The 25,083-nt window shown below is 42.8% G+C and carries 15 protein-coding genes, 1 tRNA gene and 3 pseudogenes; 10 read left to right on the forward strand and 9 right to left on the reverse strand.

What is annotated here, in order from left to right:
* The first annotated feature begins 201 nt into the window (after nucleotides 1–201).
* The 4 genes and pseudogenes from hslV to K0T93_RS03820 all read left to right on the forward strand — a co-directional run bounded on the left by hslV (nucleotide 202) and on the right by K0T93_RS03820 (nucleotide 6,071).
* On the forward strand, nucleotides 202–738 hold the full coding sequence (hslV, locus tag K0T93_RS03805; RefSeq protein ID WP_225721352.1) for an ATP-dependent protease subunit HslV: 537 nt from the start codon (nucleotides 202–204) through the stop codon (nucleotides 736–738).
* Nucleotides 739–838: 100 nt separating this feature from the next.
* The gene (hslU, locus tag K0T93_RS03810) at nucleotides 839–2,170 is read left to right on the forward strand and encodes an ATP-dependent protease ATPase subunit HslU (protein WP_225721353.1); all 1,332 of its coding nucleotides are present in this window, start codon (nucleotides 839–841) and stop codon (nucleotides 2,168–2,170) included.
* A 1,029-nt stretch (nucleotides 2,171–3,199) separates the two neighbouring features.
* Nucleotides 3,200–4,031, forward strand: a pseudogene (gene argB, locus K0T93_RS03815) (acetylglutamate kinase); the annotation flags it as partial.
* Nucleotides 4,032–4,787: 756 nt separating this feature from the next.
* On the forward strand, nucleotides 4,788–6,071 hold the full coding sequence (locus tag K0T93_RS03820) for an AmpG family muropeptide MFS transporter (RefSeq protein WP_225721354.1): 1,284 nt from the start codon (nucleotides 4,788–4,790) through the stop codon (nucleotides 6,069–6,071).
* A 92-nt stretch (nucleotides 6,072–6,163) separates the two neighbouring features.
* On the opposite strand, the gene K0T93_RS03825 is transcribed toward K0T93_RS03820, so the two are convergent.
* The 4 genes from K0T93_RS03825 to gatC form a co-directional block, all read right to left on the reverse strand.
* Nucleotides 6,164–6,952: an exodeoxyribonuclease III gene (locus tag K0T93_RS03825; protein ID WP_225721355.1), complete on the reverse strand. Its 789-nt coding sequence runs from the start codon at nucleotides 6,950–6,952 to the stop codon at nucleotides 6,164–6,166.
* A 223-nt stretch (nucleotides 6,953–7,175) separates the two neighbouring features.
* Entirely contained in the window at nucleotides 7,176–8,645 is a 1,470-nt protein-coding gene (gene gatB / locus K0T93_RS03830) for an Asp-tRNA(Asn)/Glu-tRNA(Gln) amidotransferase subunit GatB (RefSeq protein ID WP_225721356.1), read from the reverse strand.
* Nucleotides 8,646–8,647: 2 nt separating this feature from the next.
* Nucleotides 8,648–10,141, reverse strand: coding sequence for an Asp-tRNA(Asn)/Glu-tRNA(Gln) amidotransferase subunit GatA (gene gatA, locus K0T93_RS03835; RefSeq protein WP_225721357.1), 1,494 nt, complete (start codon nucleotides 10,139–10,141; stop codon nucleotides 8,648–8,650).
* Between the two features lie 27 nt (nucleotides 10,142–10,168).
* Entirely contained in the window at nucleotides 10,169–10,465 is a 297-nt protein-coding gene (gene gatC, locus K0T93_RS03840; RefSeq protein ID WP_225721358.1) for an Asp-tRNA(Asn)/Glu-tRNA(Gln) amidotransferase subunit GatC, read from the reverse strand.
* A 325-nt stretch (nucleotides 10,466–10,790) separates the two neighbouring features.
* Here gatC and K0T93_RS03845 point away from each other — a divergent pair, with 325 nt between their 5' ends.
* From K0T93_RS03845 to rodA, 5 genes are all read left to right on the forward strand, one after another.
* Nucleotides 10,791–11,834 (forward strand): rod shape-determining protein, encoded by a 1,044-nt coding sequence (locus tag K0T93_RS03845; RefSeq protein ID WP_225721359.1) that lies wholly within the window; start codon nucleotides 10,791–10,793, stop codon nucleotides 11,832–11,834.
* Nucleotides 11,835–11,869: 35 nt separating this feature from the next.
* Nucleotides 11,870–12,862, forward strand: a complete 993-nt coding sequence (mreC, locus tag K0T93_RS03850; protein WP_225721360.1) for a rod shape-determining protein MreC — start codon at nucleotides 11,870–11,872, stop codon at nucleotides 12,860–12,862.
* 2 nt (nucleotides 12,863–12,864) lie between these two features.
* Entirely contained in the window at nucleotides 12,865–13,377 is a 513-nt protein-coding gene (gene mreD / locus K0T93_RS03855; protein ID WP_225721361.1) for a rod shape-determining protein MreD, read from the forward strand.
* A 16-nt stretch (nucleotides 13,378–13,393) separates the two neighbouring features.
* On the forward strand, nucleotides 13,394–15,514 hold the full coding sequence (gene mrdA / locus K0T93_RS03860; protein ID WP_225721362.1) for a penicillin-binding protein 2: 2,121 nt from the start codon (nucleotides 13,394–13,396) through the stop codon (nucleotides 15,512–15,514).
* A 184-nt stretch (nucleotides 15,515–15,698) separates the two neighbouring features.
* Nucleotides 15,699–16,847, forward strand: coding sequence for a rod shape-determining protein RodA (rodA, locus tag K0T93_RS03865; RefSeq protein ID WP_225721363.1), 1,149 nt, complete (start codon nucleotides 15,699–15,701; stop codon nucleotides 16,845–16,847).
* A 1,888-nt stretch (nucleotides 16,848–18,735) separates the two neighbouring features.
* Here the strand turns inward: rodA and K0T93_RS03870 are convergent.
* From K0T93_RS03870 to def, 5 genes and pseudogenes are all read right to left on the reverse strand, one after another.
* A tRNA-Phe gene (locus K0T93_RS03870) sits at nucleotides 18,736–18,811 on the reverse strand.
* Nucleotides 18,812–18,876: 65 nt separating this feature from the next.
* Nucleotides 18,877–19,065: pseudogene (locus tag K0T93_RS04555) on the reverse strand (helix-turn-helix domain-containing protein); the annotation flags it as partial.
* Between the two features lie 123 nt (nucleotides 19,066–19,188).
* Nucleotides 19,189–19,542, reverse strand: a pseudogene (gene esaR / locus K0T93_RS04560) (response regulator transcription factor EsaR); the annotation flags it as partial.
* Nucleotides 19,543–21,950: 2,408 nt separating this feature from the next.
* Nucleotides 21,951–22,925: a methionyl-tRNA formyltransferase gene (gene fmt, locus K0T93_RS03880; protein ID WP_225721812.1), complete on the reverse strand. Its 975-nt coding sequence runs from the start codon at nucleotides 22,923–22,925 to the stop codon at nucleotides 21,951–21,953.
* An 8-nt stretch (nucleotides 22,926–22,933) separates the two neighbouring features.
* Nucleotides 22,934–23,437: a peptide deformylase gene (gene def, locus K0T93_RS03885; protein WP_225721365.1), complete on the reverse strand. Its 504-nt coding sequence runs from the start codon at nucleotides 23,435–23,437 to the stop codon at nucleotides 22,934–22,936.
* A gap of 1,259 nt (nucleotides 23,438–24,696) precedes the next feature.
* On the opposite strand from def, the gene K0T93_RS03890 reads away from it, so the two are divergent.
* Nucleotides 24,697–25,074, forward strand: a complete 378-nt coding sequence (locus K0T93_RS03890) for a thioredoxin family protein (RefSeq protein WP_225721366.1) — start codon at nucleotides 24,697–24,699, stop codon at nucleotides 25,072–25,074.
* The last annotated feature ends 9 nt before the right edge of the window (nucleotides 25,075–25,083 follow it).

Below are 25,083 nucleotides of genomic sequence, written 5' to 3' on the forward strand. Positions count from 1 at the left end.
GCGCTTTTTAATTTATAGTAAGCTTACGGCAAGAATATTCTTGCCGTAAGAATATCACGAAGACGTATTATGGTCACAATAACACTGTCTCTCGTTCGAACACCTTGATATTATGCAAGCTGCCCTAAGATAGGCGGGAACGCGTAGTCTTAGTCTTGTCCTGCGGATGCTTGCGCGGACCTCGACTTAAAGGAATTCTATATGGAGCAATATCACAGCACAACTATAGTCTCAGTACGGCGAAGCGATAGTGCTGCATTAGGTGGCGACGGTCAAGTGACGCTAGGGAATATCGTCATGAAGGGTGGTGCTAAGAAGGTTCGTCGCATCTACGGTGGAAAAGTTTTGGTAGGCTTTGCCGGCGGCACTGCCGACGCATTCTCACTGCTAGATCGCTTTGAAGGTAAGCTAGAAAAACACCAAGGCAACCTAACCCGAGCTGCTGTCCAGCTAGCTAAAGATTGGCGAACCGACCGCATGCTACGCCGCTTAGAAGCAATGCTAATTGCCGCTAACGCGGAAACAACACTTGTAATTACAGGAAATGGTGACGTGCTTGATCCAGAAAATGGTATATGCGCTATCGGATCAGGTGGCGCATACGCACAAGCGGCGGCCCGGGCACTTGTGGAGAATACTGAGCTAAGTGCACGTGATATTGTTGAAAAGTCACTTGAAATTGCCGGCGATATGTGTATCTATACGAATCATAACCGCATTATTGAAATCATCAAATAAATAAACTGGCTGCTCCAAGCGACACTACACAGTCTATTGTGTCTGCGTATTAAAGCTTAAGGGCCGATTCAGGCTCGGCGCTATCTAAAGAATGTCAAACATGACTACTATGACTCCCGCTGAAATCGTCTCTGAATTAAATAAGAATATCATTGGCCAGAACCGCGCCAAGCGCGCGGTCGCAGTCGCATTACGCAACCGCTGGCGCCGCCAGCAGGTGCTAGAACCGTTGCGCCAAGAAATCACTCCGAAAAACATTCTTATGATCGGACCGACTGGCGTGGGAAAGACGGAGATTGCACGCCGCCTAGCTAAGCTTGCAGATGCACCCTTTATTAAAATTGAGGCTACAAAGTTCACAGAAGTCGGATACGTCGGACGCGATGTCGATAGTATCATACGCGATCTAATCGATATATCAGTTAAACAAACACGTGAATCAGAAATACGAAAAGTATGCAGGAAAGCTAAGGAACTTGCAGAGAACCGGATCTTAGATATCCTTCTACCACAAGCAAGTCCAGATAGCTGCAGCCCAACTAGCGAAGAGAGTGAGAACATAACACGCCAGACATTTCGAAAAAGGCTGCGTGAAGGCCATCTCAACGATAAAGAAATCGAGCTTGATATTGAGATGCCACAGACTAGTATGGATATTATGGGCCCACCTGGAATGGAGGAAATGACGGAGCAAATCCGTTCGATGTTTGCTAATCTCAGCGGAGGTAAGAAGCAGCATCGCAAAGCAAAAATCAAGGAAGCCTTGAGGCTATTGACCGATGAAGAATCCGCTAAGATGATTAACGAAGAAGATATCAAGACCCGCGCAGTACAGATTGCCGAGCAAAACGGCATCGTATTTCTCGACGAGATTGATAAAATTACATCGCGCCAGGAAAATAGTGGAAGTGAAATATCGCGCCAAGGTGTACAGCGCGACTTACTACCGCTCGTTGAGGGCACAACGATCAACACTAAGTATGGTATGGTGAAAACTGATCACATTTTATTTATTGCTAGTGGTGCGTTTCACCTATCTAAACCAAGCGATCTAATTCCTGAACTTCAAGGGCGATTCCCGATTCGCGTCGAACTTGATTCATTATCAGTCGGTGATTTTGAATCGATTCTAGTGAGTACTGACGCTAGCCTGGTTAAACAATATCAAGCACTAATTGCCACTGAGGATGTACACCTTGAGTTTACTGAAGATGGCATTAAGCGATTAGCTGAAATCGCCTTTTCAGTGAACGAAAAGACTGAGAATATCGGCGCGCGAAGATTGTACACAGTAATTGAAAGGCTTCTCGAAGAAGTTTCGTTCTCGGCTGGCAGCAATTCTAGCCAAGCAATCAAGATCAACTCTACATACGTTGATAACGCGCTACATGACGTGTCGAAAAATGAAGATTTATCACGCTACGTGCTATAAATCGGCTTGAGACACGTATTCACTTCTCACGATTATTTCGTGTTGTAGCGGACGACAGATCTTCTCTATATGCACAGTCTCTTAAGTATTAGACTGATTCGGTCACGATGCGCTGAATACTGCTCCAATAAAATCTGTACCACTAACAACGGTATCAAATTTTTAGGTATCCCCTCAGATATATAAAGTAGAACAATATCTCTGCCGCTTACTATCTTATCTAGATAGTCAGCGGCTCTATCTTTGATAGTTAGCACCTTATTGCTTATTTGTATACTCGATAAAATAAGGATCTGTGCCACACACTGCAGTGTATGCAAATGGTTAGATTGAATCTAATGCAGTAAAGACTATATATCATCAAGGCTAGGCGCGCTTTTTGCGGTTAGACTATCCAATAAAAGAATAGTATTAAACCCTGTTAGGGTAAGCCAAGAATATGAATAGAGGCAAACATCATCTCATCGTTTAGCGCCAGAAAGTTAATTCTGATGATTAAATATCTTTGTTAAATACATTAAATTGTTATCATTAAATAAGTATCAATAGTAAATAACTTCTAAATTTGGTCAATTTCGACGAACGCGCTTAACTACACACTATCTTCGTTAAATACATTGATATAAAATAAATCAATACCTGAGAACCTTCTTACGCTTCAATACGTTACTGAACTAGTTTAAACGCATGATTCAGGTGAAATACATGAAAACTATAATCGCGAATATTAAAGAGCGGCGTACTCTATCGCATATAGTCTTCTATTACTACTAATTCTCAGTTAATCCGAACTATATTCCCGATCAGGATAGTTTTGATCTGCCTAACTGCCCCGACATCGAGAGCTAATACGTTAGTAGGCACTTGCCGATCCCTTGTTGGTTTTCGGTAAATGCATATACGTGTTACGAAATCACTGTTTCTAAACAAATACATTTAAACGTAATAGAGGCACGGTTAAGACAAATAACACTGTGTTAACATCTCAACTCTGTAAAATAGAATTTTCCTCCTTAGCCCGTTAAAACTATGTCTGATACTAAGGATCTTTCAGCGATCTCATCCGTGCTAAAGACCAAAATTCCTGCGGAAGCACTACCTTATATCTCTCAATATCATAGCAAAACTGTTGTGATTAAATACAGTGGCCATGCGATGATAGAGGATCACTTACAACAAAGTTTTGCACACGATGCAGTTTTACTAAAGCGAGTAGGAATTAATCCAGTTATTATCCATAGCGGAGGCCCCCTCAGATTGACCAAGGGCTCAAGAAAATTAAAAAGCAGAACATATTTGTACAAGGCATGCGTGTAACAAACTAGGAAATGATGAAGATCATAGCGTGGGCGATCAGAAACCAAGTACAACAAAATATAGTCACACTAATTAACAATTTTGGTGGTCACGCATTGGCTCAACAGGAAGGGATAGCGGACTAATCTATACACACAAACTGCTAATATAGGATAAAGAAAAACCGGGTAAATATCCTTTATATTGGTTAAGTTGGCGAGATTAAGGAAGTTAATCCAGCAGTTGTACAGATGCTTCAGAATAATATATTTATCCCGGGGTATGTCGCCAAACGGGTTTAGAAGAGACGGGCTCGCGTATAATATTAGCACAGATGTAGCTGGGGCCAGGCTAGCAGTCGCAATTAAATCGGGAAATAGTCATCACGACAAATACAGTGGGCGTAATAGACAAAATCGGTGTACCACTCAGGGATTTATCAGAATATGATATCGATTTACTACTCGCTGAGAGTATGATTTCGGATAGCATGTTGCTAAAATTTCGTCTGCGTTAGGCGCAGCTAGAGTGGTGTACACTCGTACATATTATTGATGGACGCGTTTAGCACTCAATATGGCTCGAAATCCCGACTAAACAGTCTTTTGGAGTAATGATGCGATCTCGCTGACTTTTGCTAAACTGCAAGAAAGCGTATTGTACGCAGTGTCTAGTAGATTATTGTATCAATTTACTAATTCGATCACAGGCATGCGCACCCAAGATCTGGCTCAAGCAATTATCAGTATTTTTGCACACCCTAAGCAGGCGAATAAAACATAGACAAAAAGATGATTCAATCGGTATTGATGTTCTAAACACCTGTCAGCTCACTGTATTACTATGGCTAAACGTAGTTTGTTGCTTACTGACTAGGAACTAATAATTGAGATCTTTAACGTACTCAATGTTCCTCCTCCAAATGACGTTTGTCTGTCACGTGCTAAGGCTAAGCACAGCCTACTATGTAGCGAGGATGTATGAACATGAGCTAAAATTTAATCTCTATAGACAACAAAGTGGACGCACGCAAGCTATTCGATATAACATAGTTTTGTATGATTAATATTAATAACTTTAACCCCTGCCTTGTCTTAAATAGACTTATAAGTATCGACCTGTCTACTAGACAATCTTATAATGCATGCCTTTCTAGTCATTATGCATTTCGCTGGGGTGATAAAAGCGCGCTCGCTGGCATGCAAGCTTTCGCTTAGAGCATTCCATGCGCAATCCAATACAGGACAAACTAACGTAGTAGCCTTATTATTAGGCCATCACGCCCAAAATTTGACCGGCCCCGTTCGTTCACCGCAAACTCATGTCCACTCCGCCTTACGAAGCCCGCACACTAGCCGAACACGATTCTCACTCAGGTTGGCGACTCTACCTCAATACACGTATGTTAATATGCGTGTTTCTTGGATTTACATCGGGCCTGCCGCTCTTCACACTCTTAAATCTGGTACAGGCGTGGCTTCGTAGCGGCGGCGTTGATATCAAGACTATTGGTCTCTTCGCGCTGTTGCAATTTCCGTATACGTGGAAATTTGTATGGGCACCGCTAATGGACCGCTTTGTGCCTAGATTTGGCCGATGGCGCCCTGGTCGCCGACGCGGCTGGATATTACTAACCCAGATCGGCGTTTTAATTCTAATCGCTACGATCGGCTTTGTATCGCCGACTAACTCGATACGAACGGTAGCTATACTTGCTGCCGCTCTTGCATTCGCAAGTGCGAGCCTAGACATTATGCTCGACGCATACCGACGCGAACTGTTAAAAGATACTGAGCAAGGTCTAGGCACAGCAATCCACGTCAACGCATATAAGCTGGCCTCTCTTATACCTGGTTCGATGTCATTAATTTTAGCGGACCATTTTCCTTGGTCGACAGTTTTTGCTGTCACTGCGGCGTTTATGCTTCCAGGCGTGGTGACAGCCCTCATGTTACGCGAGCCGCATATACAGAGCACACTACCTCATTCTCTAGAAGAGGCTGTGCTAATGCCATTTCGGGAATTCGTCGCACGTGATGGTGCAAAACAAGCCCTGATTCTGCTAGCGTTCGTTTTTCTATATAAGCTCGGCGATAATATGGCAACCTCGCTAGCAACGTCGTTCTATCTAGATATCGGCTTTACAAAAACTGAAATTGGACTAGTATCTAAAACTAGCAGCTTCTGGGCAAGCATTGCTGGTGGCATTTTTGGTGGCATGTGGCTAATGCGAATTGGCACAGCCCGCGGTTTATGGATTTTTGGCATCGCGCAGATAGTTGCGGTACTCGGTTTTGCAGCACTCGCTCGAACGGGTTATACACTACCCGGACTGGCCATGGTTATAAGCCTCGAGGCATTCGCTACAGGTCTAGGTACAGCCGCGTTTACAACATATATCGCTGGGACAACTGATCCGCGTTATACTGCAACGCAGTTCGCGTTATTTACTAGCCTCGCATCAGTACCTCGAACATTTGCTAATGCTGGTGCTGGCTATATTGTTTCTAAAATTGGATGGTTTGAGTTTTTTTTGCTGTGCGCCATACTAGCAATTCCAGGGATGCTATTATTACCACGGATCGCACCATGGAAAACACGTTAAACTAGAGTAGTGTGTGATTTTTATCATAACAGCTTCATCTGCATAGCAGGCGGGGTTCGTTTAAGTAATATCAGTTATACGCAAGCGCGTTACTAAGGGCGCATGTTAGATAGTTCATATTCATAATCAATTGTTAGCGGTGCATGATCACTAAACTTAATATCATGAAAGATTGATGTACGCCTAGCTGTCGAGGCAACACCAGCCGTCGCAATCTGATAATCGATTCGCCATCCGACGTTTTTTATATAGGCTTGACCACGATTACTCCACCATGTGTATTGTTCAGGCCGAGTATCCAACGTACGAAAAACGTCTATATAGCCGAGTTCGCTGAATACTCTGCTCAGCCACGCGCGTTCTTCGGGTAAACACCCAGAGTTTTTCTGATTGCTTTTCCAATTCTTGATGTCGATTTCTTTATGTACGATATTTATATCACCGCAGAAAATTACTTCACGCTCGAGGCGAAGTTTATTTAGATGCATATAAAAATCGTCCATAAAACGGTATTTAACGGCCTGCCGCTCTTTACTACTTGAGCCGGACGGTATATAAACTGATACTAGTGATAAATTGCCGTAGCGTAGTTCGACATAGCGCCCCTCATGATCGAACGATTTATTACCGAAGCCGATGATGCACCTATCCGGTTCCTGCTTGGTATAAAGACCAGTGCCACTATAACCCCTTTTTTTCGCATACTGGAAATAGCCTCTAAAGCCGTTCGGTATAAGAAATTCGGGTGTCATATCATCTTGCGAGCATTTAATTTCCTGCACGCAGACAATGTCCGCGTTTAGGTTAGACAACCAGTCGAAAAAGCCTTTTTTCGCAGCAGAACGTATGCCATTAAGGTTGGCTGTAACGACTCTCAGCATAGTTATTTCCTATGTAGACGGGTTAGCTAACAATAGCTGATGACCATAGATTATTTAACAAATATATTGTAAATAACTATAGTAAGTTTCTTCTCAAGAGAAGAGTAGCTAATGCTAGGTTACAAGAATAAAAAAAAGAATGGTACGTCAATAGTTATTTCAGTACTTGTAAACTCAAGCAGAATCACTATCTATAACAGGATAATAAACTTGCTATGCATTTTTAGGATAGCTTCTTCTTTAGAAGTTTGTTAACTTGCTTGGGATTTGCTTGCCCTTGTGTAGCCTTCATTACTTGACCAACTAGCGCATTAAATGCTTTTTCCTTACCTGCTCGATATTCGTTAATGACCCTTGGATTAGCGGCCAGAACTTTATCTAGGATAATATCGAGCGAGCTGCTATCTGAGATTTGCTTAATTCTTTTTACGTTAATGATGCGGTCAGCTGCTATATCATCAGAGGCATTTTCTTCCCAGATTATCCTAAAAATATCCTTGCCTTTTTTATACGAGATCGTGCCATCGGTGATCCGCATGATAACTAATGCTAATTGTTCAGCTGATATCCGTGTCTGTTCGATTTTTATTTCATCGCGGTTCAGCTGCGATGTAAGTTCACTTATTACCCAGTTTGCCGCTATTTTCGAATTTTTAATGCCCACCTTAGATACTACCTGCTCGTAGTACGTAGAAAGAGCTTTTGATGTTGTAAGTGCGCTCGCTTCATACTCAAGTAAGCTATATTGCTTTATAAAACGGCACTTTATCTTATCTGGTAATTCTGGTATGAATCGACGGATTTTAGCAATCCACTCGCCGTCTATTACAAGCGGCATTAGGTCAGGATCAGGAAGGTAACGATAATCATGCGCATTTTCCTTGCTACGCATTAGCTGAGTCTTTCTACGGTTTGCATCGTATAGCCGAGTTTCTTGTTCAACATTTCTGCCATCTTTAATCAATCTAATCTGGCGGTATGCTTCGTATTGGATAGCTTCCTCTAGAAAGCGGAATGAATTGAGATTCTTAATCTCAACGCGCGTGCCGAATGTTTGCTCTCCAAGTCGGCGCACAGATATATTCGCGTCGCAGCGGAAAGAGCTCTCTTGCATATTTCCATCGCAAATATCTAGCCAAACAACTAGTGAATGCAATGTTTTTGCATAAGCTACCGCTTCAGCGGCGCTACGTATATCTGGCTCAGTTACGATCTCTAGCAGCGGTACGCCGGCTCGGTTTAGATCTATACCGGTTACTCCAGAAAGATTCTCGTGTAAAGATTTTCCAGCATCCTCCTCGAGGTGTGCACGAATTAATTTTATAGTTTTATAATACGCATCGTCGCTAGATTCTTTGTTTGCCTTTACTAGGATCTTGATCGAGCCACCCTGTATAATCGGCAACTCGTACTGGCTGATCTGATAGCCTTTTGGCAAATCTGGATAAAAATAATGCTTGCGAGAAAACACGCTGAGCGGCGCGATCGTTGCGTCGATCGCAAGTCCAAAACGTATTGCTAGCTCAACAGCGGCTCGATTTACAACAGGCAGTACTCCAGGCAAAGCTAGATCAATTGCACAGGCCTGCGTGTTTGGTTTGGCTCCAAATTGTGTTGAGGCCCCAGAAAAAATTTTTGACTTAGTTAATAGCTGTACATGTGTTTCAAGTCCAATTACTAGCTCCCACTCCATAGCTAAACCCCCGCAGGCACTTTCCGGTGCCAGGTAGTGACACGTTGGAACGCATCGGCAACTTGCAACATTCGGGCTTCATTGAAATAATTTCCAATAATTTGCAAACCTACTGGGCGCGCCGCATAAATACCGGTGCCAAAGCCACATGGAATACTCATACCTGGCAATCCAGCTAAGTTTGTAGAGAGCGTATAGATATCCGCAAGATACATTTGCAGCGGATCATCAACTTTCTCACCAAGGTTCCACGCGACGCCTGGCGATACCGGCCCCATGATCATATCGCATTGCGTAAAAGCATCCTGGAAGTCCTGAGCGATAATTCTGCGAATCTTCTGAGCCTGAAGATAGTAAGCATCATAGTAGCCGTGTGATAGTACGTACGTACCGATCAGGATTCGACGCTTAACCTCTGCACCAAATCCCTCTGAGCACGTCTTTTTATACATATCGAGTAGATCGCAATACTTAGCGGAACGATAGCCATATCGTACGCCATCAAAACGCGACATATTCGATGCAGCCTCTGCTGGCGCGATTACATAGTAGACTGGTATTGATAACTCTGTCTTGGGTAGAGATACTTCTACTAGTGTCGCGCCAAGCTCTTCATATTGCTGCAAGGTTATATTAATTGCTGTCCATACATCACTTGATAACCCTGAGCCGAAGTACTCACGTGGCAACCCAATACGTAGTCCGGAAAGTGAGCGATCAGATAGTGTGTGAGTATATTTCCATGGCTTACCTAGAAGGTAAGTATAGTCTTCCGCGTCGCGTTGCATGCTTGTCGAATCTCGTGGGTCAAAACCGCTCATTGCCCCCAGAACCAGTGCGCAATCTGCTGCCGAACGTGCCATTGCCCCCCCTTGGTCAAGGGACGACGCAAACGCGATCATCCCGTACCGGGATACGCAGCCGTAAGTCGGCTTGATACCGGTGACCCCAGTCATCGAGGCTGGCTGGCGAATTGAGCCACCGGTGTCACTGCCAGTAGCTATAGGTGTCAATGCAGCAGCCACTGCCGCAGCCGAACCTCCAGAGGAACCGCCAGGAACTGCATTACGATCCCAAGGGTTACGTACTGGACCAAAAAAAGAATTCTCATTGGATGAGCCCATCGCAAACTCATCCATATTGGTCTTACCCAGCGTAACCATACCTGCTACTGCGAGCCGCTCGACGACTGTCGCGTCGAATGGACTTATATAATCAGCTAGCATTCTAGATCCGGCGCTAGACTTCCATCCACGTGTTACAAACACATCTTTATGCGCAACTGGTAGGCCAAGAAGCGGTGTTTGGTCACCGCGCGCAAGCCGTTGATCAGCTGCACGAGCCGTATCTAAAGTCAGCTGTGGGTTCACATCTATAAAAGCATTTAGCTCACGTTCTGCCTCGATACGCTTCAGAAAGTGCTGGGCGAGCTCGAACGCCGATATTTGCTTCATATCAAGCGCAGCACGCAATTCAGTAAGACTTTTTTGATGCATGGTACGACTTTCTAGTTTCTTACATTATTAGATTACTTTCGGTACTAGATACAGACCGTCTTGCACAGCAGGTGCGTATCTCTGATTATCCTCGCGCCAAACGTTCTCTGTCACAATATCCTCTCGCAGTCTCAGAGCAATCCCTTCTATCTGTTGTATCGGATGCGAAAGTGGCTCGATTCCGGTTGTATCTATAGCCTGTATATGCTCGACAAAACTAAATAACTGATTTAGTTGATCGAGCATATGAGCTCTTTCGTGCTGCCCAAGCTCAATATGAGCTAAGTGCGCAATGCGGTGTACATCAGCGGAAGTTAGGGCCATACAGGTTACCAAGAATTAGGAAAGAGGGCAGAACATCCCCACATTTCTTCGAAAGTGTCTTAATTATAAGGTATAATTGGAAATTAGCCTTAAACTCTGGCTTTTATTGCCACTTTTCAGCAATGTCTTCCGCACGCGCGTATCCTAACGGCTGTAGCATTCGTGTTACCTATATGCGCCCTTCGCTTGTGCCGATAAAATTTATTCTCTCCCAGCTTTGTGACTGCGCGGTAGCCACTTTTTGGACTTCTACCGAAGTTATTATTTTACCCGCCGCCGCATATAAATATTTCTCGCGACTGGTATCCGCGAGACAGGATTTTTAATGTTCGGTTTTCTCCATAGCTATTTCTCGAACGATCTGGCAATCGACCTAGGTACTGCCAACACACTAATATACATGCGTGGCAAAGGTATCGTGCTCGACGAACCATCGGTTGTTGCAATCCACCAAGAAGGTGGACCAAACGGAAAAAAGATGATCCAAGCCGTAGGCAGAAAAGCTAAACAAATGCTCGGCAAAGTGCCAGGAAACATCGAGGCAATTCGACCAATGAAAGATGGGGTGATTGCCGACTTTCGTGTTACTGAACAAATGATTAAACAGTTTATTAAAACTGCACATGAATCGAAAATGTTCTCTCCATCGCCACGGATTATCATCTGCGTGCCATGCGGATCAACTCAGGTTGAGCGACGAGCGATTCGCGAAGCTGCACTTGGCGCGGGCGCATCACAAGTCTACCTTATCGAGGAACCGATGGCCGCAGCAATTGGTGCTGGTCTACCAGTATCGGAGGCAACTGGCTCTTTAGTTGTAGACATCGGTGGCGGCACCACCGAAGTTGGTGTTATTTCGCTAGGCGGAATTGTATACAAAGGTTCAGTACGGGTCGGAGGCGATAAATTCGATGAGGCGATTGTTAACTATATCCGCCGAAATTATGGCATGTTAATTGGTGAGCAAACTGCTGAAGCAATCAAAAAAGAGATTGGGTCGGCATTCCCAGGATCAGAAGTGAAAGAAATAGAGGTTAAAGGTCGCAACTTATCCGAAGGAATTCCGCGTAGCTTTACAATTTCGAGCAACGAAATCCTGGAAGCACTGACTGATCCGCTAAACCAGATTGTCTCATCTGTCAAGATTGCACTAGAGCAGACCCCGCCGGAGCTCGGCGCTGATATCGCCGAGCGGGGCATGTTACTAACCGGTGGCGGAGCACTGTTACGCGATCTAGATCGACTACTTGCGGAAGAAACAGGACTGCCAGTTCTGGTAGCTGAAGATCCACTTACGTGCGTAGTGCGTGGCTCCGGAATAGCGCTCGAGCGGATAGATAAGCTCAGCAGCATCTTTTCATACGAATGATTCAGCTGAAGTAGACGCAGTTTCAGACGTCGATCATGGAATATAGTCCACCGATCTTATTTAAGCAGGGGCCTTCTGCGCTCGCGCGTCTTCTTATATTTGTTAGTCTTGCGCTCGCATTGTTAGTTGCAGACGCTCGTTTTCAAGCGTTTGAAGCTGTACGTAAAGTGATCGATACAGGGCTTTATCCTATACAATGTGCAGCGCTTGTACCACGAGATTTGATTGTCAGTGGCACGAATCTGTTCGTTACGGTCCGTTCGTTACGTAACGAGAATAAAATGTTGCGCGATAAGAATCTACAATTATCAGTGCTTACGTCCCAAGCAGCCCAACTGCTAACCGAGAATGAACATCTTCGCGAGCTACTTCGTTTGAAACGAAATTCAACAATACAGACGACGCCTACTGAGATTCGCTACAATACACGAGACCCGTTCACTCAAAAGGTTATTATCTCTGCTGGCAAGCAACAGAATGTACAGGCGGGTGCACCAGTAGTGAACGAAAAAGGCATCATCGGGCAGATCACGCGCGTTTTTCCTTTGCAATCTGAAGTTACGCTGCTCACCGATAAAGACCAGGCAGTACCGGTTCAGATATTACGCACAGGTATTTACAGCGTGATTTATGGTTCCCCTAAGGGAGACGTGCTTGATCTGAGGTTTGTACCGACTAGCGCTGATGTGAAAATTGGAGATGAATTGGTAACAAATGGGCTAGATGGCATTTACCCGCCAGGACTACCGGTAGCTAAAGTTATTCTCGTTGATAAAAAAGCGGATACTACGTTTGCTCGAGTAGTTTGTAATCCGATTACCTCAGTGAGGAGCACTCACCAGTTGTTAGTGCTACGCTACGATGCAGATAGACGGCTATCACGTCCCATAGACATGACTAACAATAAGCCTACCGATAAGGCAAAAGATAAAAAAAGCAAAGACTCGAAAGAGAGCGCTGATAGTCATACTACGAAATCGGCTACCACATCTGCTCAAACTATATTAGCCGGAGCAGTCGGAGCATAGCGATGAATCGCCCCTGTTATATTTTACTTCCAGTTAATCTGTATTTTATAGCGTTTAGTTTAGCCATAGCATTTTTTTTTAATTTTTTACCATGGAGTACGTGGATTGGTGTTCCCGATATTGTTGCGATTGTGCTCCTGTTCTGGAACGTGCATCAACTACACAAAGTTGGCATGGGTATTGCATTTCTGATGGGGCTGTTGATTGATGTACATGACGCAAGCTTATTTGGAGAGCATGCGCTTGCCTATACATTGCTATCGTACGGGGCAATTATGGTGCACCGGCGCGTTTTATGGCTATCTCTAGGTGCGCAGGTTTTTTTTGTGATGCCGCTTCTAGTAATTGCGCAGGCTGTGCCGTTTATAATTCGGCTAATCTTTGGTGGCGCATTTCCAGGATATAGCTGCTTACTAAACGGCTTGATTAGCGCGCTGCTTTGGCCAGTTGTAAGCGTATTGCTATTATTGCCGCAGAAACGTGTAGTCGATCCAGACGACACACGACCGATTTAACCGGAACTGCCTGAAGATGAGAGAGTTTAATAATTCTCATCGGAGAATAGCACGATTTAAGCTCCGCGTGATCGCTGCAGGCGTATTCGTACTTGCATGCTTCACTCTACTTAGCTGTCGTTTTCTATATCTACAAGTCTGGAAACATAACAAGTATTCGTTACAGGCTGATGAAAATCGCATCTCGGTTGTGCCGATCACACCAAATCGCGGCATTATTGTCGACCGTAATGGAGTAGTGCTAGCGAACAACTACTCAGCTTATACGTTAGAGATCACGCCATCGAAGATTAGGGGCTCATTAGATGAAATTATAGAACAGCTATCAAGCGTAGTTAATATTAATGCGCATGACCGCCGTCATTTTAAGAAGCTACAGGAAGATTCAAAAAACTTTGAGAACTTACCGATTCGTGCGCGACTCAGCGACGAGGAAGTAGCCCGCTTTACCGGGCAGCATTACCGGTTTCCAGGTGTGGAGGTGCGCGCACGGTTGTTTCGGCAATATCCGCTTGGTACAAGCGCAGCACATGTAATCGGCTATATAGGTCGTATTTCACAACGCGATCAAGAACATATCGATTCAGCCAGCGAAAAAAACGACAGTGACTCAGAACACTACGACCCACGACTTAATAGGAACAATTACAATGGGACCGACTATATCGGAAAAATCGGTGTTGAGCAAAGCTACGAGACTGAGTTGCACGGCGTAACAGGCCTCGAAGAAGTTGAGGTAACCGCAGGAGGGCGCCCAGTGCGAACGCTATCCCGTACCCAAGCTATACCCGGCAATAATCTTCGACTCTCACTTGACGTTAACCTACAACAAAGCGCAGAACACGCATTTTTAGGCAAGCGTGGAGCTCTAGTAGCAATTGAACCATCAACAGGCGACGTGCTTGTATTTGTATCGTCTCCTAGCTTTGACCCAAATCTATTTGTTGATGGTATTGATCAAATAGCTTGGGATGAACTGAATACGTCACCCGCCCGCCCGCTACTGAATAGGCCACTATGTGGCACTTATGCGCCAGGCTCAACATATAAGCCATTCATGGCGCTAGCTGCTCTTGCTACACATAAGCGTACACCAACGTGGGGATTCCAGGATCCAGGCTCTTACAGGTTTGGCGGGCACACATTCCATAATGATGTGCTACAGGGGCAGGGTTGGATTGATATGTATCGCTCAATTGTTGTGTCTAATGATACGTATTACTACATGCTAGCGCATGATCTAGGTGTCAACACAATCGCGAATTTTATGAAGCAATGGGGATTTGGCCGGCAGACTGGTATCGATATCGAGGGCGAAGCACGCGGTGTTTTACCATCTACCGACTGGAAAAAACGTGCTTATCGCAAGATCGAGCAGCAGCGTTGGTACGAAGGCGAAACAATCAGTCTTGGCATTGGGCAGGGCTACAATTCATATACGATACTACAACTCGCTCATTCTGTCGCAACGCTAGCAAATAATGGTGTGATCATGAAACCCCATCTAGTCAAAGATATCGAAAAACCAAGCACACGAGAATTCCAGTTGACGGAACCTAAATTCGGCGGGCGAATTAAAGGCATCACGCAAGAAGATATTAACGTTATAAAGCATGCGATGAAAAGCGTGATGGACAGCCCAGCCGGGACTGCGTATAAAATCTTTAGTAACGCACCTTATACATCGGCTGGTAAGACTGGTACAGTGCAAGTATTTTCGCTACAGGGACAGAAATATCGTGCACGTGCATTATCAGAGCATTTGCGTGATCATGCTCTATTTATTGCGTTCGCGCCAGTCGATCGACCGAAAATTGCTCTAGCATTAATTGTTGAGAATGGTGGCTGGGGAGCTCGTGCAGCTAGCCCTATTGCCCGTACAGTGCTTGATCGTTATTTTATAGACCGTGCCCAGCTTAATTCGAAAGCTACCACCATCGAGATACCAACTCCAGTAACTAACTGTAGCAATGTGCACACCCAAATAAGGGGGGTATCGAATCCAGCCAAAACATCAATAGTAACGGTAGAGTCAATTCTTACAAATGCAAATGCAGCAGATAAAAATATTCACAGTGGGCTGTTATCCCAAAGCGCTACCACCGCTATTGGTACATCATCAATATCAGCCCCTTAAACAGTGGAACTATGGTCCTAGATATTGTCTTCAGAAGAACAAGCTCTCGCTAAACAACAGATCTCTGCTTTATATGAACTCCTAACAGATCAGGAGCTATTCTTTTTAGGCAACACGCTCTTGCTATGTTGAATCGATCTGTAAAGGGCGCGCAAGGCATTATCCCAGCCCACCAGGAGTCACTATGCCTATCGAGTCGCGTATACTAGTTGGACGTGCAAGATGGATGTTCTCTGGATTTGATAAGCCATTTATGCTAATCGTCTCCTTGTTGCTATGTTTAGGCCTACTCACACTATATAGTGCTAGTATGAATATACCTGGGCGGGTCGAAGATCAGATCCGCAATATTTTGCTAACGTTAGTACTGATATGGATAATTGCGAATATACCTCCACAGACGCTTATACGTTTTGCCGTTCCTGCTTACTCCTTCGGAGTGGCGCTACTTATCGCTGTATCACTATTCGGCTTAACTAAAAAGGGTGCCAAACGATGGCTTAATGTCGGTATTGTGATTCAACCATCTGAAATTCTAAAAATTGCTACGCCGCTAATGCTAGCGTGGTACTACCAGCGCCGCGAGGGTGTGACACAGTGGTATGACTATCTGATTGGTTTAGTTATCCTGGCAGTGCCAGTCTGGCTAATAGCTAAACAACCCGACCTAGGTACTGCTATACTGGTACTATCTACAGGATTATTTGTAATCTACTTTGCGGGTCTAAGCTTTAAACTAATCATTCCGCTAATATTAGCCTTAGTAATTGGCATCGGCTCATTAATTGCTACTGAGGAGAAAATTTGTAAGCCAGACGTCCAATGGATTTTACTACATAACTATCAGAAACAGCGTGTCTGCGCATTACTTGATCCAAGTTTAGATCCACTTGGTAAAGGATTTCATACAATCCAGGCAGTTATCGCAATTGGCTCTGGCGGAATCTTCGGTAAAGGCTGGCTTAAGGGAACTCAAGCACACCTAGAGTTTATCCCGGAAAAACATACGGACTTTATTTTTGCTGTCTTCTCCGAAGAGTTTGGTCTGGCCGGCGGTCTCGTTCTACTATTTTTATATCTTCTTCTTGTCGCACGTGGCCTATATATCGGAGCCAATGGTCCTACATTGTTCAGCCGATTGCTGGCTGGAGCACTGGCACTCTCTTTCTTTATGTACGCATTTGTTAATGTCAGTATGGTTAGTGGTATTCTTCCTGTTGTAGGCGTACCGCTACCATTTATAAGCTATGGCGGTACCGCGCTCATCACACTAGGTATCGCGACCGGAATGATTATGAGTGTCGCACGACAAAAACGCTTAATGCAAAGCTGATAATAAAGAAAATACTGCGCTATTATTTAAATGATTCATATATATTTTTAATATAAATGCCCAAAAAGCATTGTTCAGAAAATCCTCTATACTCACGCATAACCACTCTGGTCTCTGTACATAAGAGCCTTAAAAAGGCCGAATTACCTAACGCTAGGCATATGAAGAATCTTTTTGAGAAAAAATTATATAAAATAAATAGTAAACATTAGATTGGAAATCAGGCAATTTATATCAGGGATATCCTAGATAGACAAAAATTCTTATCATTCACATTGTGAATATAATCAAAACTTATAAAAGTCTTGTCTACCAACTTTTAATAATTCAGTTTTGTTTATCGTAAAAACTTATAATTAAGTAGCATTTCCAGTAGAGAATAGACTCGTATAGTCTGCTCTTAACAATCAGCATTGAACATGCGCATTCACTAAACCTTCTATTACTCAGCGCTTTGCGTCAGAAAAGTTTATTACTTATACGCTAGTTTGCTCTCTTATCAACCAGCCTACTCTAAAAATAGATTTTAAGTACGCACTAATGGTAATGCAATTTTTTGTGCTCGCTACAGTGATCTAGGGTCACGATAGCTTACGTCGAATGTGAGTATGAAAATAATGGTAAATGGGGTGAACTGGTTTCTATTTCATAGGATACTTAAGTACTTATGCATCTGAATCAACAGGTAGATAAACTTGACTAGGGCTTCGACACTATAAACTTAGATTGAATAATCGCCCGGTCTAATTACATTAGCGGAATTTTAAGCACGATACGCTAGTTTATATTTAGATGCAGTATAATTTCGCTACTTTAATGTGATGATTGCCATCATCAAGTTTTCTAAAAATCAGTTTTACATATACCTCTTCATACCAAGCTTATACTGATATAAAAAACATCAGAAATTATTATAAATATTAAGTATTGACTGACTACAAATATTAAAAACACTTGATATATCTTGCAGTCTTGATCTGCATCCTAAGCATTACTATGGTATCGCTAATAAACTTTAGAACCGATAATTAAAATGATAATCGTTACTGAGTCATAGTCAGTCGCCCCAACAATATAAAAAATAAACTAATATATCGCGAAACCTTTTTCAAAATCGAAATTCATATAATGATTGACTATAAATAGTCAGCCATATAGTTTCAACTTAATAAACATGTACCAGTACTACATAAGACACTGGTAAAATCTTTCCCACCGAAAGATAATACAAGCGCACCATGCTGGACGTATATACAAAGCACTATTATAGTTTCTTAACTAAAAGGGAATATAGCATCTTATTGCTACTCACCTCAATTACTTACGCCCACTGGGCCTGAGGAAGCAGTAGTGGAACTTTGGCTTTTATTATTTTTTTATAAACTTAGTTGTATTGGTGCACCTAATATTTCTTTCTTACAAAAGCAAAAATTCTACCAGATAATAATTCGTCAGCTGAAAACTATATTTATATAATATGAGCGCATCATCAGCTCGTTTATTCTTCGGAAGTGTATCTACATTACATTCTATAAAAGCGATAGCTTCTACCCAGGCTTGTTAATAAGCCTGGTACTCATATAGTAAAATGCTTGGGAAGCTCTAGTTCAGGCTATAGAAAGCTAGAGAGAAGTGTAAGCGAGAATACTATTTAAATTTCACAGGTTAGCTTAATGATTATATTGTTCTATCTAGATAGAACTAGAACACATAATTTATTTCAGTTTTAGCACGCTAAAAAGCGATATAGAACATACTATAGTACATATCATGTACAAATACTTAGTCTTTATAAGACCCATGCCGAAAATTTATGCTTCGCCCTCTATAAACTGGAGTTTATAAATAAGACGCACCGAATTTTTTATTTTTATAATTTTTATATTAGTGGTGGCCTGGGGTGGAATCGAACCACCGACACGCGGATTTTCAGTCCGCTGCTCTACCAACTGAGCTACCGGGCCATGCCAGAGAGTAATTATATCAAGGTCGGTCGCTGCCCTCAAGTTTCTATAAGAAAGCGTTGTTATTATGCGCGCCTATTTTTACCTAATTCAATGCCAATCTGTTTAAGCTTTCGGTACAAATGGGTACGTTCCAGCCCAGTTTTTTCTGCGACGCGTGTTACGCTACCGCTCTCACGAGCGAGGTGATATTCAAAGTACGCCCGCTCGAAAGCATCGCGCGCATCGCGTAGTGGAATATTGAATGAGATAGTCGTAGTTGGAACGTCTGACGGGCTATTGGAGATAGCCTCTAATGTATCTGAGACTACTAGTACCGCCGCCCTAGGTGTTTTACTAGCTACTGCTGGCGTATCTACCCGGCGGGGGGGTGCGACCAGTCCTTGTTCGACAGCGCTTAATAACTTCTGAAGCGCGATTGGTTTTTCAAGAAAATTTAATGCGCCGATCTTTGTTGCCTCGACTGCAGTATCGATGGTGGCATGCCCTGACATCATAATAACCGGCATTGTCAGTTGACTCTGCGCTACCCATTCCTTTAGCAGCATTACGCCGTCGGTATCAGGCATCCAAATATCAAGTAGCACAAGATCTGGCATCAATTTCTCTCGATACTCTCGTGCTTGACGGGCATTTTCAGCGACATCAACAGCATATCCTTCATCGCTTAGAATTTCCGAGAGCAATTCTCGAATACCCATTTCGTCGTCTACTACCAGGATGGTTGCCATTTAAATCGCCTTTATCTTCGCTGTTACTACTATTAGTTTTATATGATGTTTTTCCACGCTACAAAGTATTGTATGTTTGCATGCCACCCAAAGAGTCCGATGCATCGCTGCCGTCGGATAACTGTATACATAAGATCGATGTCTGCGTCCTGATCTCGCTTTTTTCCTCGACTTTATCAGATTATAGATCTTGATACCTAAACTATATGTCACTGATGATTTTTACCATAGCCAGACTAAGACCTATTTATTTAGCCTTATATGTAGTATATTTAACTTAAATTTTTATACCTAGATATATGTACGGAAGCCCTGCATATTGCTTTATACAACAAGCTGACTATGCCCTGCGATTGATCTTGTGCATCATGGTCACTATTTTTTAGTTTTCTAGCCTTAATAGTTTGCGTGAAAACTGCCCCGATAGTTTTATACAACTTTAGCACTTCAGTAGCCAGTTTGCTTAACGATAATTTCGTATAAAACATAATATATGCGTATTCTAAGAAATTATTAACTATGCACTCATACAATCTCTTATCTTCCGGTTTGAGCTTGTTGCGAATTTCATCTATAGCTACTGAATGATGACTAGATGCATCTGAACGGATTCTTATCTCGCGCACAATCTTCCTAATAACTGTACTCTATGCAATTGAGTGCTGTATTGAGATTAAAAGATATTATTGAGCATTACTATATAGCCTACGGCACCTATCCGAGACGTATAGATCAAAAATTATTACTAATACCCTAGATTGGGCGGTAAATCTTATTTAGAATAAGTATGTTCTTATTTAGCTTAAGAAGCTTCTTATAGATCATCTCCCGTAGAATATCTCTAAAGTAATCTATTTTTGCAGGAAAACCCGAAGCAGGGCATTAAAATTGACGAAAAATTCCTGTCGTATTAATTTACGAAGTAATCAGGGAAAATGGGTATTAGTATCGGAAATTTCAGCATCATGTTAGACAAAGAGTATTAGCAGGTTGGTCTGTATTGAATAGCTTTTTTATCAAAAATAAGCATTAAGCTTATCTCTCCCTAAATCCAGCTTGGAGGTTAGTTATAACTTAAAGTGAATATTAGAACCACGATTTAATACTATATGAGATAACCTGTAAAACACCGATAGCTTAGCGAGTAATTACGGTGCTGAGAAAGGGCTTTAATCTCTAGTTTAACTAGAGCGAGCTCTAGAGTTATTCAACATAGTACCTAGAACTTAGAGCCTCCTCTAATCTAGAGGTTGGATAGTATCCTAGATGCTATTGTCATAGCATCTATTTAAAATAGATTGGGAGTCTACGCAGTATTAAGATATATATGCCTCACCATATAGGTAACATTGGCCTAGATCCGAAATTATTGATTGCATAATTGATTGATTGCGCTTCACTATGTTAATGGTGAATTATCACTAATGCTTTCTCTAAAGAAAGAGGGTATTGCAATCCTCTAATAAATACACGCTACTCATGCTTGAGTAAACAAGATGATAACTTGAAACTTCGAACTATGCTCGTCAGATGAACTTAAATATTAATACATGCTACTTAGATGAAACTGAGGCATGAAATATAGTACATACACTAATTAACATCCCCCCACTCAAAACTGCTATTAAGTTAGAGGTCGGAGCACGCGTTTAGATTTGAGTCAATGCTATCAGTCTATAGCAATACCATAGAACATTACAAATATTGGATACTATAGTAGTATATATCTATATCGTCTTTAAAATTGTTGATATTAATATAGTGATGCTTGTATATACAGGTTCGTTTGTTATCACACCATGTAGGTTGCGCTCAGGTAACATTCATAATACTAAGTCTCTATAATCGCTACGTTTTGAGCGTGTTTTCCGGTTACATATGCATTCGGTTGGGTCTCATCGAGAGCCCTGCACGGGCAGTATTAAACTGACACGAGCAATGCACAAAATTAGTTTTGTTAACTTGTCGAGTTATACATCTTTAACGTGATCTGTTCTGAGCAGCCAATATGAGAAACATTGACAGCGCAAAGGCTAACGTAAGTATCATGCCGTATATAACGCTAATTATTATACTAATCACTAATCATAAGAAAAAGCACGAAGCTATGGTCATAAGTAACGCTTTCTTGAATAGTTAAACGTATAGTGTACTCTACGTTAGAATAACCTATCGATAAAAATTAGTTATATAAAAGTTTTATTCAGACTGAATATCAATATTTTATAACACTTCGCGCAATCTATAGAAGCCATGATAGCGTCTTATACTTACTTTCGCCAATAAAAAATTCTTAAATACTAACTTTCTTAGTTTATAGAGTAATGCGCTCAGCGATGAAAATTATAAAATGCGACTCGCTCAGAATAACATTGCTTTATTGCGACAGTAACACAGCGTGAGATTAATTAAATCTCGAAGCATTGTCCTTCACGTAGAGAGAATCCTGCTATGAATTCTCGAGCGATAAGCTTCTTGCCACCTGGCTTTTGGATCTGAGTGGCCCGCAATGCTTGCTCGCCGCAGGCGATCGTGACGCCAGCACTATCTACGGCCAGAATAGTGCCGGGAGTTAGAGGGGGACTAGCAGCATATACCGGCTCAGCAGCCCAGATCTTTAACGGCATACCATTTAGTATCCCATGCGCAGCTGGAAACGGATTAAAAGCTCGAATTTTGCATGACAGAACATCAGCTGGCAAACGCCAATCTAATGCCGCTTCCCGCTTGGATAGCTTATGCGCATACGTGACACCTTCGCTTAGCTGGGGGGTGACTCGCAACGAGCCAGTATACTCTAGTTCACGTAGCCCGGCAACAATAAGGCGCGCGCCGGTAGTAGCCAGTTTATCATGCAAGGTCCCCGTAGTATCTGTAGGATTAATAATCACAGTTTCGCGCATAAGCATCGGGCCCATGTCTAAACCTGTGTTCATTTGCATCAGAGTGACGCCCGTGACTCGATCGCCGGCTTCGATTGCACGATGGATCGGTGCTGCGCCCCGCCAGCGCGGCAATAACGACGCATGGATATTAATGCAGCCATACGGTGCGATATTAAGAACCGTGTACGGCAACAGCAAACCATATGCAGCCACCACTATTACGTCATGTGGTGTTCCATGTAATAGCGCTAATGTATCCGCCGCCTCAGTTGGATACTGGCTGTCACTCCTTAACGATGGAGGCTGGGCGAGCTCTAACTTCCGGTCTAGAGCAAACCGTTTAACGGGACTCCATGAGAACTTCATTCCGCGACCCGAGGCACGATCGGGCTGCGTCAACACGAGCGGAATGGTAATACCTGCCTCGTAAATCGCCTGAAGCGCAGTCGCCGCAAACCATGTTGTACCAGCAAAAATCACACGAAGGGGAGACTTTATCTCGGTCATTACATCGCGTGATTGAGTTTCTTCATCTTTGTCTTAATCTGAATTTGCTTAAGCGGAGATAAGTACTCAACAAATACTTTACCCAACAAGTGATCTATTTCATGTTGTATACAGATCGCCATAAATTCTTTGCACTCCAGCTCAAACTCTTCACCATTCTCGTTTAATGCGCGCACGCAGACTTGGTTAGCACGCTCGACACTCTCATAAATGCCAGGTACTGATAGACACCCCTCCTCATTAACCTGGCGCTTTTCACTTGACCAGATAATATCTGGGTTAATAAAAGTATACAATGCATCATGGGTATCAGACACGTCCACAACTATAATACGCTCATGAACATCTACCTGCGTAGCAGCTAGTCCGACACCAGGAGCTAGATACATTGTCTCAGCCATGTTAGCCACTAGATTACGGATGCGCTTGTCGACATGTTTGACTGATGTAGCGACTCTGTGCAAACGCTTGTCTGGATAACGTAGTATTTTGAGCAAAGTCATGGTCAGTTAGTCCTTTCAATCCGACCCATCTTCGCGTGCGAGTTTCGCTGTGTGCTACAAAAGATGGATTATCCGCTTTTTTATTTTTGATAATAATTAAGTTAATATGCACCGCCTTCAAATTAATCTGAGGGCCGCAGAATGTACGAAAGCTATCTGTCGCTTGCACTAGCAGTACCGAGCTCAGGTGCGTTTCGGAAGTGTTTTATAACGAGTCGAAAGCGCCATAAACTTAGCCTACTGAATTTATAAGATTTTATCACGTGTAAACACTACAATTCAGTTACTAATATTGATAGAAAAAAATTGCTATTTTATTAAGGCTGGTACGTGTATCGGTATAGTACGCATAGCATTTAGCTCGAGACAGGGGGTTCATTATGTTATGAGAGAAATAGATGTAGGCCTAGATCGTACGATCTACACTGTCATCTAAGAAAGCCTTTCCGAAAAAGAGCTATGCTGGATGAAACTGCGCGTAAAAGAAGCGCTTATTCGAGATAAAAAATTGATCGTACTATTTGGTTCCCTAGATAAAGTATCTACCCACACTACAACGTCATGCAATACGTATTACTACTTTACATATGCCGTATTCACGGTTTTCTAGACGATTAAAACATAATAATAGCAAATTAGCTATTACTCTTTGATATAGGTGCTATCTAACTATAATTCTAGCTCTAGAATTAGCTACTGTACTTGTTGAATGAATATAGCAATAAATTCCTGACAGCATGGCTTTTGAAAGCTACAAAGTTAGAGTGGATATTCCCGCAATGCATCAGACTCATAGCCGATGACGGTAAGGGATGTGCTTATTATAGAAGTTTACTTATATTTAAGTTTATTAATTACAACACGGCTAGCTAGTAGTAGCTGCCGCTATATTTACACTATTCTTAGTTTTGTATATTGATACATAATACACCTATTACTAGATAGTGCGCGCTAAGCCGGCACAAACAGGTAATGGTGCAGTATACAAAACTAGAAACGGCAATCTAACACAATTAGCAGCAATCTAACACACTCTCAGCGCTTAAAACCTGAGTGACCCTCATTTATTAGGACTGAGAAACTCAAAAAAACTGAAGTACCGCCGCAATCAAATATGTGGAAAAATCCTGGCGACGCCATGAGATCTTTCAATGCTCCCCGCCAGAACTGCCTGCTGACTATATAACCAATCATGCTACAGTCACTGTTTGCATGACTAGCACTATAGCACCACGATATATTATCAGTATTTTACGATCATGCCTGCCCTCGACCTTGATAACGACGCCGACATAATTACTATGCGCCTTTCATCTTCTGACACTCTATTTGTGGCCTGTCTATGTGCGGAATGGTGTGCCTCGTGCCGCGAATATCGAGTTGGGTTCGACGCGCTTGCGGATACGCATCCGGGGATATGTTTTGTTTGGGTCGATATTGAGACACATGCTGACCGGTTATATGATTTCGACGTGGAAAATTTTCCGACTATCATTATCGAGAATTCTTATGCCACATGCTTTTTCGGAGCTGTACTACCTTATCCCCAAATCATTACGAAAATGCTTGGCAACTTGTCCTCATTGCCGCGTATTAAACACGCGCCGAAACTACGTCCGGTTCTCGTCGACTCGTGAATAACAACA

This window comes from Candidatus Vallotiella sp. (ex Adelges kitamiensis), from assembly GCF_020342435.1.
Taxonomy (GTDB): Bacteria; Pseudomonadota; Gammaproteobacteria; order Burkholderiales; family Burkholderiaceae; genus Mycetohabitans.